Origin of the sequence: Streptococcus mitis (genome assembly GCF_000722705.1) — a bacterium.
GTDB classification, from domain to species: domain Bacteria; phylum Bacillota; class Bacilli; order Lactobacillales; family Streptococcaceae; genus Streptococcus; species Streptococcus mitis_P.
Window position 1 is genome coordinate 113,933 of record NZ_JPFW01000001.1, and the last position, 14,057, is coordinate 127,989.

Annotated in this window: 13 protein-coding genes; 11 read left to right on the forward strand and 2 right to left on the reverse strand. The window is 40.3% G+C overall.

What is annotated here, in order from left to right; all coding sequences use genetic code 11:
• Positions 1-40: 40 nt before the first annotated feature.
• The 3 genes from SK642_RS00580 (at position 41) to SK642_RS11115 (ending at position 1,979) form a co-directional block, all read left to right on the forward strand.
• Positions 41-865 (forward strand): ABC transporter ATP-binding protein, encoded by an 825-nt coding sequence (locus tag SK642_RS00580; protein WP_033682928.1) that lies wholly within the window; start codon positions 41-43, stop codon positions 863-865.
• A complete protein-coding gene (locus SK642_RS00585; RefSeq protein ID WP_033682929.1) occupies positions 858-1,565 on the forward strand; it encodes an ABC transporter permease in 708 nt (235 codons plus the stop codon). The genes SK642_RS00580 and SK642_RS00585 overlap by 8 nt, the downstream gene beginning before the upstream one ends.
• Positions 1,566-1,772: 207 nt before the next feature.
• Positions 1,773-1,979, forward strand: coding sequence for a hypothetical protein (locus SK642_RS11115; RefSeq protein WP_033682930.1), 207 nt, complete (start codon positions 1,773-1,775; stop codon positions 1,977-1,979).
• A gap of 353 nt (positions 1,980-2,332) precedes the next feature.
• Here the strand turns inward: SK642_RS11115 and SK642_RS00595 are convergent, their stop codons facing one another.
• Positions 2,333-3,181, reverse strand: coding sequence for a putative RNA methyltransferase (locus SK642_RS00595; protein WP_033682931.1), 849 nt, complete (start codon positions 3,179-3,181; stop codon positions 2,333-2,335).
• 150 nt (positions 3,182-3,331) lie between these two features.
• On the opposite strand from SK642_RS00595, the gene SK642_RS00600 reads away from it, so the two are divergent.
• Positions 3,332-3,610: a DUF6110 family protein gene (locus SK642_RS00600; RefSeq protein ID WP_000910903.1), complete on the forward strand. Its 279-nt coding sequence runs from the start codon at positions 3,332-3,334 to the stop codon at positions 3,608-3,610.
• Position 3,611: 1 nt separating this feature from the next.
• Positions 3,612-5,675: a heavy metal translocating P-type ATPase gene (locus SK642_RS00605; RefSeq protein ID WP_033682932.1), complete on the forward strand. Its 2,064-nt coding sequence runs from the start codon at positions 3,612-3,614 to the stop codon at positions 5,673-5,675.
• 181 nt (positions 5,676-5,856) lie between these two features.
• On the opposite strand, the gene tyrS is transcribed toward SK642_RS00605, so the two are convergent.
• A complete protein-coding gene (tyrS, locus tag SK642_RS00610; protein WP_033682933.1) occupies positions 5,857-7,113 on the reverse strand; it encodes a tyrosine--tRNA ligase in 1,257 nt (418 codons plus the stop codon).
• A gap of 141 nt (positions 7,114-7,254) precedes the next feature.
• On the opposite strand from tyrS, the gene pbp1b reads away from it, so the two are divergent.
• The 6 genes from pbp1b (at position 7,255) to SK642_RS00640 (ending at position 14,035) form a co-directional block, all read left to right on the forward strand.
• The gene (gene pbp1b, locus SK642_RS00615; protein ID WP_033682934.1) at positions 7,255-9,729 is read left to right on the forward strand and encodes a penicillin-binding protein PBP1B; all 2,475 of its coding nucleotides are present in this window, start codon (positions 7,255-7,257) and stop codon (positions 9,727-9,729) included.
• A gap of 56 nt (positions 9,730-9,785) precedes the next feature.
• Positions 9,786-10,697: a DMT family transporter gene (locus SK642_RS00620; protein WP_033682959.1), complete on the forward strand. Its 912-nt coding sequence runs from the start codon at positions 9,786-9,788 to the stop codon at positions 10,695-10,697.
• Positions 10,698-10,925: 228 nt separating this feature from the next.
• The gene (gene dapD, locus SK642_RS00625; protein ID WP_033682935.1) at positions 10,926-11,624 is read left to right on the forward strand and encodes a 2,3,4,5-tetrahydropyridine-2,6-dicarboxylate N-acetyltransferase; all 699 of its coding nucleotides are present in this window, start codon (positions 10,926-10,928) and stop codon (positions 11,622-11,624) included.
• A gap of 68 nt (positions 11,625-11,692) precedes the next feature.
• Positions 11,693-12,823, forward strand: a complete 1,131-nt coding sequence (locus SK642_RS00630) for an N-acetyldiaminopimelate deacetylase (protein WP_033682936.1) — start codon at positions 11,693-11,695, stop codon at positions 12,821-12,823.
• Between the two features lie 11 nt (positions 12,824-12,834).
• Positions 12,835-13,374: a 5-formyltetrahydrofolate cyclo-ligase gene (locus SK642_RS00635; protein WP_033682937.1), complete on the forward strand. Its 540-nt coding sequence runs from the start codon at positions 12,835-12,837 to the stop codon at positions 13,372-13,374.
• A complete protein-coding gene (locus tag SK642_RS00640) occupies positions 13,358-14,035 on the forward strand; it encodes a rhomboid family intramembrane serine protease (protein ID WP_033682938.1) in 678 nt (225 codons plus the stop codon). The genes SK642_RS00635 and SK642_RS00640 overlap by 17 nt, the downstream gene beginning before the upstream one ends.
• Positions 14,036-14,057 lie beyond the last annotated feature (22 nt).

Genomic DNA, 14,057 nt, shown 5'->3' on the forward strand with positions numbered 1-14,057 from the left:
GTTTCTAAAACACAATTTATCATTAGAAAGAGGTAATAAAATGATTAATGTAGAAAGAGTTACAAAGCGATTTGGAGATAATATTGCTTTAAATCAAATTAGTTTTTCAATAAACGAAGGAGAAATTTTTGGATTCCTAGGTCCATCTGGTTCAGGGAAGACAACAATGATCAATATTCTTACAGGACAGCTACAGGCTAACAGCGGAAAGACAGAATTATTAGGGAAAGATTCTCAAAAATTACTTCCGTCAGATTTTGAAGAGTTAGGTTTAGTAGGTGACACAAGTGGTTATTACGAAAAATTAAGTTTGTACAATAACTTGTTGCTATTTGCAAGACTATACGGAGTTTCAAAATCTCGAATTGAAGAAATTCTAAAACAAGTTGGTCTGTATGATAGTAAAGACACTCCAGCTGAGAAACTTTCTACAGGAATGCGTCAACGAATGCTTTTAGCTCGTGCTTTAATCAATTACCCTAAAGTTCTATTTTTAGATGAACCTACAAGTGGGTTAGATCCCACCACCTCAAAGAAGATTCACAAATTACTACAGGAGTTAAAGGAAAGAGGAACAACCATTTTCTTAACTACTCATGATATGAATGAGGCGACTTTATTATGTGATAACCTTGCTCTTTTGAATAAAGGTGATCTTATTGAACAAGGAAGCCCAAGCGAAATTATCCAAAAATACAACACGGAAAAGAAGGTTGCAGTAACTTATAGTGATTCTACTAAAAAGGTAGTGCGCTTTGAAGACTTGCAGCAAGAAGATTATAAAAAAATGATGACGATTCACTCATGTGAACCAACTTTAGAAGATATTTTTATTAAATTGACAGGAGAAAAATTAGATGTTTAAGAGAATTTTAGCCCTTATCTGGTTGAGGACACAAGTATTGTTAACAAACAAAAACACTTTGGTACAGGTAGTATTCCCATTCTTTCTGGTTCTACTCTTCCAAAATTTTATGAATACAGATGGCACTCAAGGGAAAGTACTATTGTATAGCTCTTTAACAATGGCATTCTCATTTTCTTCTGGGTCAATGATTTCAAACTCTATTGCAGAGGAAAAAGAAAAAAGAATTTTTAAAACACTTATTTTAAGCGGAGTTCGCCGTGGAGAATATCTTGTTTCCGTGTTGTTTTATCCTGTAATCTTTGCCTTGGCTTCAGTTATTTCCTTCCCTATTATGGTTGAAGTGGATTTCGCAAAAGATTATCCTGTATACCTTGTAGTAGCTTCTCTGGTAGCATTATGTACAATTCTCTTAAATCTAGTAATTGGAGCTATTTCAGAGACACAAACGCAGGCTCAGGTTTATGGTTTGATTCCAATGCTTGGTCTTTCATTCTTGCCGATGTTTTCTCAAGTTAGCTCAGAGGTTAAGAAATTTATGGACACAACCTTCTTAGGAGCTTATGTAGATTTCTTTAATAAACCAGATTTCAAGTTGAATTTTGACAGTTTGGGGATCACTTTTGCTTGGGTTGTAGCATTACTTGCCCTTAGTTATTGGGGATTAAAAAATAAAAAAGAGTACAGTTTGAGAAACTAACAATTAATCAACTTCAAAAACTAACTTTTTTTAAAGATTAGTGTTAGTAAGCTTTGTAAGAAACTTAGTTTAAAACAATAAACCAGCGCTTAAAATGCTGGTTTTTACTGTCTTTCAGCTTCGAAATCTACTTAAAAATCACCTCAAATTTCTTGTATTCGCTTACATAAAGTATTATAATAAGATTATAGGAAAGAAGGTGTTCTTATGTGGAAAAAATATTTTTCAAAATATAAATGGACTGATTTATTTTGGATACTATTTGTTATTTTGACCTGCCTCTATATAGGTAACCACGATTTGTTTCCTCTCAATCATCAAGAATTCTCTTTTCGTGGTAGCGTTTGGGGTCTGGTACTGGCCTTATATCACTTATTGTTCATTGATAAGTTTTTTATTTCGAATCGAAAATAAAGTTTAGGGCTATGCTTGACTGTGTACTTTTATGATTGATTTTGGAGGAAGATTTTGTCTCTATTATTTATTATTTTAAATTTATCTATTTTGTACAAGATCTATTCTTTGAGGCGGGAGAAATCGAAATACTTGATTTATACGGCCTATATCATATTTGGGGTAAATGTAATATATGGTATTCAATGGTTATTAAAAGAACTGGTTTCAAAGATTTCCACTTAATGTGTATAGAAACTCCAGTGATTTTTGCATAACAAAACGCATAAGATTAAGGTTTTTGTGTACTGTTCTTATGCGTTTTTGTGATATTGAGGATTTTCGGTAAGTTTTATACCTTTGGGAAGTCTAGTTTAGAATGCTTTCCCAACCAGAATCTCAGCCTCAATGGTAATCTCTGTCAGTTGGCTCCAGTCAATCTTAGTCGGGTCGATGTGAAAGAGTAGGGGCGTCATGCTGAGTAGGGCTTGGAGCTGATCTGCTGTGATAGTCTTAGTCAGAGAGGCAGTTTGACTAGATAGGATGGTAAAGTGTTCTTGGAAATGATTTTTGATATCTTGGTTGGAATAATCCTTGTTTATCAGCTGGTCTTGTACCTTCTGACGGATTTCTTTGAGGTGATTTTCAGTTGGGATAACCTTTATCAAGATACCGTCTTTGGATAAAACGCGACGAAATTCTCCATAGTTGGCAGGCGAAAAGATATCAAGCAGGATATCCATGCTGGCGTCTTTTATAGGAAGACGAGCTAAGTCACCAACGAACCAATTGACTGCCCAGTTGGGTTCACTTTTGGAAGCGATTTGGACAGAATCTTTGGAGATGTCAAAGGCATAGAAGGTTTTGTCAGGATGCCTTTCTTGAAGCTTGCGAGAATAGAATCCTTCGCCACAACCGATATCTAAAATTGTTTTGGTAGTTTTTGTGCTTGCAAGTAAGTCAGATACAGCATCTAAAATAGCCTGATAAAATCCAGCTTCTAGGATTTGTTGACGGTTTTGAAAATTTTCCTTGTCGTAGTTGGTAGATTGCTTGATTTGAGGAGCCAGGTTGACATAGCCGAATTTCGCCAAGTCAAAAGAATGGTGATTGCTACATTTGAGACTGCCTTCTGCCAGAGCTAGCTTCTCTTGGCAGATAGGACAGGCAAAGGCAGTCGCAGAAGCGAAGCGCTGCAGTTTTGGTTTGAGATTTGTATTCATAGTTCAAGTGTATCAAAAGAGGCAAATGAAAGCAACTTTAGGATGATTTGTAATAGAATTAAATAGTAGTATAATTACTTTTCAAACTACCAAAATTAAATTGCTTTTATATAAAAATTAATATATAATAATAGCTAGGAGGAAATAAGTATGTTAAAAGAAGTATTGAGCGTCGCAAAAGTTGCGAAAAAATCATCACTCTTTTTAGGTGGTGTTGCATTTGGTACCCTTGGTTTGAAAATCTTAGCAAGTAAGGAAGCTAAAAAAGGCTATTCTAAAGCTTTGGCTAAGGCTTACAAGTTGAAAGACGAGCTAGATGCATCTGTTTCTGTTGTGAAGCAACATGGAGATGATGTCTTGCAAGATGCCAAATATTTGTACGAGCAAGAGAAAAAAGAAGAGCAATTAGATAGCCTTATAGGAGAATAATATGTCTTTTAAAGTGCTATATAGAGGATATCAACATATCCGACTATCATCTTCTTTTTCACTTACCTTGGATGTTCAAGACTATCTTCGTTCCTTGGCGAGAGATGAAAAGGGGATTGAGTCTATCCAGTTTTACATGGATCAACAGCACTTTACTCTACGCATAAAAGAAGGCTTCTCTGTATTAGATAATGCAGAAGCCTTTTTAAAAAGAATTGATAAAGGGAAAGTTTCTGAGTTGATGACTCTTCCCATTCGTAGAGAAGAGAGTGCTTATTCTATTGTTTCAGGTGCAGCGATTAAGCGTGTGCTTTTTCGTAGTTTTGTGCCGTATCCTATTCGCTATATATGGACTTGTTATCAGGCTTTGGGTTATGTTAGAGAAGCCTATCAGACCCTAGCGCGTAAGGAACTAACGATGGAGGTCTTGGACTGTTCGGCGATTTTATTATCTTTGTTTATGAACCAATCCAAGACGGCAAGTAATATCATGTTTATGCTTGATTTGGGAAATCATTTAGATCAATGGTCCTTGAAAAAAACTGCAACAGATTTAGAACAGAGTCTTCTTGCAAAAGAGAGCGATGTATTCTTAGTACAGGGCGATACGGTTGTTAGTATCAAGAGTTCCGATGTTCAAATAGGAGATGTCTTGGTCCTATCTCAGGGAAATGAAATTCTGTTTGATGGACAAGTGGTTTCAGGTTTAGGTATGGTCAACGAAAGCTCCTTGACGGGAGAGAGTTTTCCAGTTGAAAAAAGAGAGTCTGATTTGGTTTGTGCAAATACAGTATTAGAAACTGGAGAGTTGCGTATTCGTGTAACCGATAATCAGATGAACAGCCGTATTTTACAGCTGATTGAGTTGATGAAGAAATCTGAAGAAAACAAGAAAACGAAACAACGCTATTTCATCAAGATGGCGGACAAGGTTGTCAAATATAATTTCTTGGGTGCTGGGCTGACTTACCTATTGACAGGTTCTTTTTCTAAGGCTATTTCTTTCCTATTGGTCGATTTCTCCTGCGCTTTGAAAATCTCTACTCCTGTAGCTTATTTGACAGCTATCAAGGAGGGGTTGAATCGTGAAATGGTGATTAAGGATGGGGATGTTCTGGAGAAATATCTGGAAGTTGATACTTTCTTATTTGATAAGACGGGAACAATCACAACTAGTTATCCTATAGTTGAAAAGGTGTTACCTTTTGGGGACTATAGTGAGGAAGATATTCTCAGAATCAGTGCCTGTCTTGAGGAACACATTTATCATCCTATTGCTAATGCTATCGTCAAGCAAGCTGAGATAGAGGGAATTGAACATGAGGAAATGCATGGGAAACTCCAATATATCGCAAGCAAGGGGATCAAATCTCATATAGATGGGCAACCAGTTCTTATTGGGAATTATGTCTTGATGCAGGATGAGCAGATTCATATCAGTTCGGAACAAAATGCTTTAATTGAAGGGTACAAGAGTCACTACAATCTCTTATTCTTGGCTTATCAGAATGAATTGATTGGAATGTTCTGTATTCATACTCCTTTGAGAAAAGAAGCAAAAGCAGCCTTGGAGAAACTTAAGGCACAAGGGAAAAAATTGATTCTGGCAACAGGGGACACCTTGGTTAGAACAGAGGAATTAGTCAAAGATTTGCCCTTTGATCAGGTCTATACAGACTTGAAACCTGATGGGAAATTTGAGTTAGTAGAGGAACTGCAGAAAGCAGGTCACACTATTTTGATGGTTGGAGATGGATTGAATGACTCAGCGGCTCTAACCCTATCAGATATCGGTGTGGTGATGAATGAGAGCGCAGACATTTCTAAGCAGATGAGCGATATCTTATTGTTAGATAATCGCTTGGATTTCTTCCAAGAGTTGGATTGGCTATCATCATCTTTGCAAACACTCATCAAGAAGAATATTCAAGATACCGTCGTCGTAAATAGTAGTTTGATTGGCTTTGGCTTGTTTAATTGGCTCAGTCCTTCAAACCTCTCTATCTTACATAATCTGACAACCTTACGCATAGTCCTGCGTAGTCTGTCTATTAATAGTCAATGAAAATCAAAAAGCAAACTAGGAAGCTAGCCGAAAGCTGTACTTGAGTACGGTAAGGCGACGCTGACGTAGTTTGAAGAGATTTTCGAAGAGTATAAGGCTAGATAGATGTGCTTATCAATAACAAAAAGGAGTTACCTTTCTTGAGGTTAACTCCTTTTTTTATAGATCAATGTTGAACAGTTTAGTAAGTCAATACAAAGTATTTTTTCTTCCCACGGCGGATAACAGTCAGTTCGTTCTCAAGCTTATCTGCGTCACTCAAGACATAGTCAAGGTCTTGGATGCGGTCGCCGTTGACGTAGATAGCTCCGTTTTGGACGTCTTCACGGGCTTGGCGTTTTGAGTTAACCACACCAGCAGAAACGAGCAGTTCTACGATATTGTGGTTTTCATCTGCTTGAACTTGGTAGTTTGGTACACCACGAAGTCCTTGTTTGAGCTCTTTAACAGAAAGATTCTTGATGTTTCCTGCAAAGAGTTGCTCAGTGATGTTGAGGGCTTCTTTGTAAGCTTCTTCGCCGTGAACAAGTGTAACGACTTCACGAGCCAAGACTTTTTGTGCCAAGCGTTCATGTGGAGCTGCTTCAAATTGTTTGCGGATGTCTTCAATCTCATCAAGTGACAAGAAAGTAAAAATCTTCAAGAAGCGAACAGCGTCAGCGTCCATCACGTTCATCCAGAATTGGTACATTTCGTATGGAGAAGTCTTTTCAGGATTGAGCCAAACTGCGTTTCCTTCTGATTTACCAAACTTCTTACCAGTTGCATCTGTAATCAATGGAACAGTGATAACGTGGCCAGTCTTGTCAGCCTTACGACGAAGCAATTCAGTACCAGCTGTCATATTTCCCCACTGGTCAGAACCACCGATTTGTAGTGTTACGTTGTGGTCTTGGTTAAGGACGAAGAAGTCGTACCCTTGCATGATTTGGTAAGCAAACTCAGTGTAAGAAATTCCTGTTTCGATCCGTTTTTTCACAGACTCCTTGCTCATCATGTAGTTGACAGTAAAGTATTTTCCGATATCACGGAGGAAGTCAATGAAGCTGATGCTGCCAAACCAGTCGTAGTTGTTGACCATGACAGCTTTATTTTCGCCATTTTCAAAGTCAAGAAAACGAGAAAGTTGTCCTTGGATAGACTTGACCCAGCCATCTACTGTGTCTTTTGTTTGGAGACTACGTTCAGCATCTTTGAAGGACGGATCTCCGATGAGACCTGTAGCACCGCCAACGAGCGCATAAGGTTTGTGACCTGCTAGTTGCAAGCGACGACTTGTCAAGATTGCGACAAGGTGGCCTAGGTGAAGGCTGTCAGCAGTTGGATCGTAGCCAGTATAATAAGAAACTTGACCTTCTTCTAGGGCTTTACGCAAAGCTTCTTCATCAGTCGTTTGAAAAATCAAACCACGCTCTTTTAGCTCATCAAAAATGTGCATGTGTCTTTTCTCCTTTTTAAAATTATTGTTTCTAACTATTGTATCACAAACTTGGGCAATAGCCTAGCAGAATAGGGAAGAAAGTGGCTATTTTATTGAAAGTTTCCCTTTTGTGGTATAATAAATAGAGTGAGGAAATCCATGCAAAATCAATTAAATGAATTAAAACAAAAAATGCTGGAATTTTTCCAGCTAGTAAAATCAAACATAAATCATAGAAAATCAGAGAAAGTCTCAGAAGAGAAGAAGTCGGATGTGACAGGTGGGCGAATTTTGTCTATCTTAGGGAGCATTTTAGCTGCTATCAAGGGAGTTTTGAATATTCTCTTTATTCTAGGCTTTATCGGTGGACTTTTTGGTGCTGGTGTAGCTCTTGGTTATGGAGTTGCTTTGTTCGATAAGGCTAAGGTTCCGCCAGCGGAGGACTTGGTCAAGCAGGTTAAGAATGTTTCTTCAATCTCAGAAATTGTTTATGCAGATGGGAGTGTCATTGCTTCTATCGAGAGTGATCTACTGCGAACTTCTGTCTCATCTGAGGAAATATCGGACAATCTTAAAAAGGCTATCGTTGCTACCGAGGACGAACATTTTCTTGAACATAAAGGGGTTGTGCCAAAAGCTGTGATTCGGGCGACCTTGGGAACCTTTGCAGGTTTGGGCTCATCTAGCGGGGGCTCGACCTTGACTCAACAGCTAATCAAGCAACAAGTGGTCGGAGATGCTCCTACCTTGGCTCGTAAGGCTACAGAAATTGTCGATGCCCTTGCTTTAGAAAGAGTGATGGGAAAAGATGAGATCCTAACAGCCTATCTCAATATCGCTCCTTTTGGTAGAAATCATAAAGGGCAAAACATTGCAGGTGTCCAGCAAGCTGCTGAAGGGATTTTTGGTATTGATGCCAACAAGTTGAGTATTCCTCAAGCTGCCTTCCTAGCAGGTTTGCCCCAGAGTCCGATTACTTATTCTCCTTATGAAAACACTGGAGAGTTAAAGAGTGATGAAGACTTAGAACTTGGTTTGAAGCGAGCCAAGGCTGTTCTCTATAACATGTACCGTACGGGTGCTTTAACTAAGGAAGAATATGACCAGTACAAGGATTATAATCTCAAACAAGACTTCTTGCCATCGGGAACTGTCAATGCTGTTTCGAGAGATTACCTTTACTTTACGGCTATGTCTGAAGCGACAGATCGTATGTATGATTATTTAGTTCAGCAGGACAATGTCTCTAGCCAAGAGTTGAAAAAGGAAGCGGTTCAAAAGGCTTATCATGAGCGAGCGGAGCAGGAACTAAGTAAGGGTGGTTACAAAATCACTACAACAATCAATAAAAAAATCCATACAGCCATGCAAAATGCAGTTGCTAACTACGGTCGTTTGGTAGATGATTCGACTGGGCAGCCTGAAGTAGGAAATGTTTTGATGGACAATAAAACGGGCGCTGTTCTAGGTTTCGTTGGTGGTCGTAATTACCAGACAAACCAAAACAATCACGCTTTTGATACCAAGCGTTCGCCAGCCTCTACAACCAAGCCTTTGCTGGCCTACGGTATTGCCATTGACCAAGGATTGATGGGAAGTGCTAGTATCTTGTCTAATTATCCGACAAAATTCTCTAATGGCAATCCTATCATGTATGTAAACAGTCCAGGTACAGGTATGATGACTCTAGGTGAAGCCTTGAACTATTCGTGGAATATCCCAGCCTATTGGACCTATCGCATGCTTCGTGAGAAAGGTGTGGATGTCAAGGGTTACATGGAGAAAATGGGTTATGAGATTCCAGAGTATGGTATCGAAAGTCTGCCTATGGGCGGTGGTATTGAAGTCACAGTCGCACAGCATACCAACGGTTATCAAACAATTGCTAATAACGGTGTCTACCATCAGAAACATGTAATTTCTAAGATTGAATCATCTGATGGTAGAGTAATCTATGAATTCCAAGACAAACCAGTTCAAGTGTACTCGAAGGCAACAGCAACGATTATGCAGAGCTTGCTTCGTGAAGTGATTTCATCTCGGATCACTTCAAGTTTCCAAACGGACTTGGCTGCTATTAATTCAAACTTAGCTCGTGCAGACTGGATTGGCAAGACTGGTACAACCAATGAAGATGAAAATATGTGGCTCATACTTTCGACACCAAGATTAACTCTAGGTGGCTGGCTAGGTCATGATGACAATCGCCCGATGGCTAAGGGGGCTGGGCATTATCGAAATGCCAAATATATGGCTCACTTGGTTAATGCTATCCAAGAGGCTGAGCCTGGTGTTTGGGGCAATGAACGCTTTAATCTTGATTCTAGTGTGACTCAATCTCAGGTCCTCAGTTCTACAGGGCAGAAACCAGGCAAAGTAACCGTTAATGGAAAAACGGTGGATCTTTCAGGCTCTACTGTAACGAGCTATTGGGCTAACAAGGCGGGAGCTCCTACGACCAGCTATCACTTTGCTATAGGAGGAAGTGAATCAGATTATCAAAATGCTTGGTCAAGTATCGTTAGTACCCTACCAACTACTTCCAGCTCAAGCACTAGTTCAAGTAGCAGTTCAAGTGCTAGCTCTAGCAGTACATCAAGTTCATCATCTACACAACCAAATAGTGGAAGATAGGAAAGTGGCATTGATTGCCACTTTTTTCTTTTGTCCTTTCGTGTTACAATAAAGGTATGAATCAGTATCAGAAAAAGATTGTTAAAGGAACCATTTATTCGCTTCTATCTGGCTTAATCTGGGGAATCTGTGGAATTCTAGGAGAGTATTTCTTTACTCATTATCAGGTTTCTTCGGGCTGGATTACCTCTATGCGTTTGACACTGGCAGGGAGTCTTGTGCTCATTTGGTCAGCAATGCAATTAAAATCACAAGTGTTAGATATCTGGCGAGATAAGAAAAATTACCTGCCCTTTCTAGCCTATGCTATTTTGGGAATTTTCTCAGTCCAGTATTTTTTCTATCTCTGCGTAGAATACTCAAATGCTGCGACAGCAACTATTTTACAGTTTATCAGCCCTGTCTTTATTCTTTTTTACAATCTTTTGGTTTATCAAAAACGAGCGTCAAAAAGCGCTATTTTCTATGTTTTGGTTGCCATGCTGGGTGTTGGCTTGATGGCGACAAAGGGAGATCTCTCTCAGTTATCTATGACACCACTAGCGCTTGTGACAGGCTTACTGAGTGCTATGGGAGTCATGTTTAATGTCATCTTGCCTCAACCTTTTGCGAAGCGCTATGGTTTCGTTCCTACGGTTGGGTGGGGGATGATTTTGGCAGGTTTATTTAGCAATGTCCTCTCGCCAGTGTATCAGCTTTCCTTTACTCTTGATATTTGGAGTATCTTGATTTGCCTCATTATCGCTTTCTTTGGGACGGCTTTTGCCTTTTTCATTTCCATGAAGGCGGTGTCCTTGGTTTCTCCCTTGGTGGTTTCTGTTATCAGTGCCAGTGAACCTCTCTCCTCTGCTCTCTTGAGTGTTTTGTTTTTAGGGTTGGTGGTGAATTGGTCCCTCCTTCTAGCTATGGCCTTGATTATTTTACCCATGATTTTCCTATCGATAGAAGAAGCGAAAGAAAGTAGATAAAAAGTCTTTTCTTAATTCTAAAAGTGTGCTATACTAGAATAGTCAATAAAACACGGGGAGATAGTTGTGAAGAGTGTTTTTAGGTTGTATCGGTAGGGGCTTGCTTTTACCGACAGCACGTTTTATCTCACATCCCTAAAAATCATACCTAAAAACAAACAAAAAGGCTTCAAATTTGAGGCCTTTTTTGGTAGAATAGGTATCATTAAAATGAACTAGGAGGCGCTTATGACTGCTACAAAAATGAACGCACAAGAAATTATCCAATTTATCGCCAATGCTGAAAAGAAAACCAGTGTTAAAGTAACCTTTGAGGGAGAACTTGCAACTGCTATACCTAGCTCTGTTATCAAACTAGGAAATGTCCTATTTGGAGACTGGAAGGACGTGGCTCCGCTTCTTAATGGCTTGGTAGAAAATCAAGACTATGTTGTTGAGCAAGACGCTCGTAATTCTGCCGTTCCTTTGCTAGATAAACGTGCTATCAACGCTCGTATCGAGCCAGGTGCTATTATCCGTGACCAAGTTGAAATTGGTGACAATGCTGTTATCATGATGGGAGCAGTTATCAATATCGGTGCTGAAATCGGTGCAGGAACCATGATTGACATGGGGGCTATCCTTGGTGGTCGTGCCATTGTTGGGAAAAACAGCCACGTTGGTGCAGGTGCCGTTCTTGCAGGTGTGATTGAGCCAGCTAGCGCAGAACCAGTTCGTGTCGGAGACAATGTTCTTATCGGAGCCAATGCAGTGGTTATCGAAGGGGTCCAAATCGGTAGTGGTTCAGTTGTCGCAGCAGGAGCTATTGTTACCCAAGATGTCCCAGAAAACGTGGTAGTAGCAGGTGTTCCAGCTCGCATTATCAAAGAGATTGATGCCCAAACTCAACAAAAAACAGCGCTAGAAGATGCGCTTCGTACCTTGTAATTGTAAATGAAAAATAGAGGCGGAACTCTTTTCCAGCCTCTTTCTGCTATATAGGAGGATAGAGATAGATGTTAGATTTGATTCAGACTAGACGAGATTTGCACCAGATTCCAGAGATTGGCTTGGAGGAGTTCAAGACTCATGCTTATTTGCTGGATGTAATTGAGACATTGACTGAGGGTAAGGAATTTGTTCAAGTTCGTACTTGGCGGACAGGTATTTTGGTTTATTTGCAGGGAAGTCAGCCAGAGCGTACCATTGGTTGGAGAACAGATATTGATGGCCTGCCTATCGTCGAACAAACAGGCCTTCCTTTCGCTTCTCAGCACCAAGGTCGCATGCACGCTTGTGGACATGATTTTCATATGACCATTGCCTTGGGCTGTCTTGAGCGTGCACTGGAGGAGCAACCAAAGAATAATCTGCTCTTCTTATTTCAACCTGCTGAAGAAAATGAAGCTGGTGGTATGCTCATGTATGAGGATGGTGCTTTTGGAGATTGGTTGCCAGACCAATTTTATGGTCTCCATGTCCGTCCAGATTTGAAAGTCGGCCAGATTGCGACTAATACTCATACACTCTTTGCAGGGACTTGCGAGGTGAAGATCCGTTTCAAAGGCAAAGGAGGCCACGCAGCCTTTCCACATGAAGCTAATGACGCCTTAGTGGCAGCTAGTTACTTTGTGACCCAGGTGCAGTCAGTTGTCAGCCGCAATGTCAACCCAATCGAGGGGGCAGTGGTGACCTTTGGTCTTTTCCAAGCTGGAACAACCAATAATGTCATAGCAGACACAGCCTTTTTGCATGGAACTATTCGGGCCTTGACACAGGACATGAGTCTCTTGGTGCAAAAGCGGGTCAAAACAGTTGCAGAAGGAGTTGCAGCTGCCTTCGATATGGAAGTCGAAGTTGAACTCAAGCAAGGTGGTTACCTGCCTGTTGAGAACCATCCAGCCTTGGCGCGTGAACTGATGGACTTCTTTGAAGAAAAAGAGGGAATTGAGTTGATTGATATCGAGCCTGCTATGACAGGTGAAGACTTTGGTTATCTCCTTTCAAAAGTTGATGGCGTTATGTTCTGGCTAGGTATCGATAGTCCCTATGCCCTTCATCACCCTCAGATGAGTCCTAAGGAAGAAGCCTTAGCCATTGGGGTAGATGCGGTCTCTAGTTTCCTGAAAAAGAAGGCAGCAGAGTAGAGGAAGTGTCTATGAAAGCAGAATTACGCAAGCAAGTCTTGCAAGAAATGAAGGCTATATCTCAAGAGCAAAAACAGTTTATAGACCAAACTTTAACAGAACGACTTTTACACCATCCCTTCTACCAAGAAGCTAAGGTCATTGCAAGCTACCTCTCTTTTCCTCATGAGTTTCAAACGCAGGAACTGATAGAGCAGGCGCTGAAGGACGGCAAGAAGGTTCTGATACCCAAAACCTATCCCAAGGGGCGCATGGACTTTGTGGTCTATGATCCACAGCAGTTGGTAAAAACTTCCTTTGGATTACTGGAATCACAGGGAGATTTGGAAGTTGTGGATGCCTCTCAGATTGATTTGATTCATGTTCCGGGCTTGGCTTTTACGACGGAAGGATATCGGATTGGATACGGTGGAGGTTATTATGACCGCTATCTGAAACATTTTCCTGGTCATACTTTAAGTACGATCTATCCTTGTCAAGTTCAGCAATTTATGCCTGAAAATCATGATATTCCTGTTCAGGAGGTTTTAATTGATGAAGGAAATCTTTGATAGGCGTTACCCTGTGACGAGTTTTTTCCTCCTAGTGACGGCCTTGGTGTTTCTACTAATGCTGGTGACTACTGGTGGAAACTTTGATAGGGCGGATACATTATTTCGATTTGGAGCCATGTATGGCCCTGCTATTCGCTTCTTTCCTGAGCAGATTTGGCGTCTCTTCTCTGCCATTTTTGTTCATATTGGGTGGGAGCATTTCATTGTTAATATGCTTTCGCTTTATTATCTTGGTAGGCAAGTAGAGGAAATTTTTGGGTCCAAGAAGTTTTTCTTTTTCTATCTCTTATCTGGAATGATGGGCAATCTCTTTGTTTTTGTATTTAGTCCCAAATCCTTAGCAGCAGGAGCCTCGACTTCTCTCTATGGGCTATTTGCTGCGATTATTGTTCTCCGCTATGCAACTCGCAATCCTTATATTCAACAGCTAGGGCAATCTTATTTGACACTTTTTGTGGTTAACATTATTGGAAGTGTTCTGATTCCAGGAATCAGCCTAGCAGGTCATATCGGAGGTGCAGTTGGTGGCGCATTTCTAGCAGTTATCTTTCCAGTTCGAGGAGAAAGACGGATGTATAGCGCTAGTCAGAGACTGGTAGCGGTAGTGTTGTTCGTAGGACTTTCAGTTTTGCTTTTCTATAAGGGAATGGGGTTGTGAAGGTTTATAAGAATAGTTATGT

What these genes read in the sequence shown, in the direction of transcription:
- SK642_RS00635 (WP_033682937.1), top strand. Translation starts at nt 12,835, where the DNA reads ATGAAAGCAGAATTACGCAAGCAAGTCTTGCAAGAAATGAAGGCTATA.
- SK642_RS00600 (WP_000910903.1), top strand. Translation starts at nt 3,332, where the DNA reads ATGTTAAAAGAAGTATTGAGCGTCGCAAAAGTTGCGAAAAAATCATCA.
- SK642_RS00580 (WP_033682928.1), top strand. Translation starts at nt 41, where the DNA reads ATGATTAATGTAGAAAGAGTTACAAAGCGATTTGGAGATAATATTGCT.
- SK642_RS00630 (WP_033682936.1), top strand. Translation starts at nt 11,693, where the DNA reads ATGTTAGATTTGATTCAGACTAGACGAGATTTGCACCAGATTCCAGAG.
- SK642_RS00595 (WP_033682931.1), bottom strand. Translation starts at nt 3,181, where the DNA reads ATGAATACAAATCTCAAACCAAAACTGCAGCGCTTCGCTTCTGCGACT.
- SK642_RS11115 (WP_033682930.1), top strand. Translation starts at nt 1,773, where the DNA reads ATGTGGAAAAAATATTTTTCAAAATATAAATGGACTGATTTATTTTGG.
- pbp1b (WP_033682934.1), top strand. Translation starts at nt 7,255, where the DNA reads ATGCAAAATCAATTAAATGAATTAAAACAAAAAATGCTGGAATTTTTC.
- SK642_RS00605 (WP_033682932.1), top strand. Translation starts at nt 3,612, where the DNA reads ATGTCTTTTAAAGTGCTATATAGAGGATATCAACATATCCGACTATCA.
- dapD (WP_033682935.1), top strand. Translation starts at nt 10,926, where the DNA reads ATGACTGCTACAAAAATGAACGCACAAGAAATTATCCAATTTATCGCC.
- SK642_RS00640 (WP_033682938.1), top strand. Translation starts at nt 13,358, where the DNA reads ATGAAGGAAATCTTTGATAGGCGTTACCCTGTGACGAGTTTTTTCCTC.
- tyrS (WP_033682933.1), bottom strand. Translation starts at nt 7,113, where the DNA reads ATGCACATTTTTGATGAGCTAAAAGAGCGTGGTTTGATTTTTCAAACG.
- SK642_RS00620 (WP_033682959.1), top strand. Translation starts at nt 9,786, where the DNA reads ATGAATCAGTATCAGAAAAAGATTGTTAAAGGAACCATTTATTCGCTT.
- SK642_RS00585 (WP_033682929.1), top strand. Translation starts at nt 858, where the DNA reads ATGTTTAAGAGAATTTTAGCCCTTATCTGGTTGAGGACACAAGTATTG.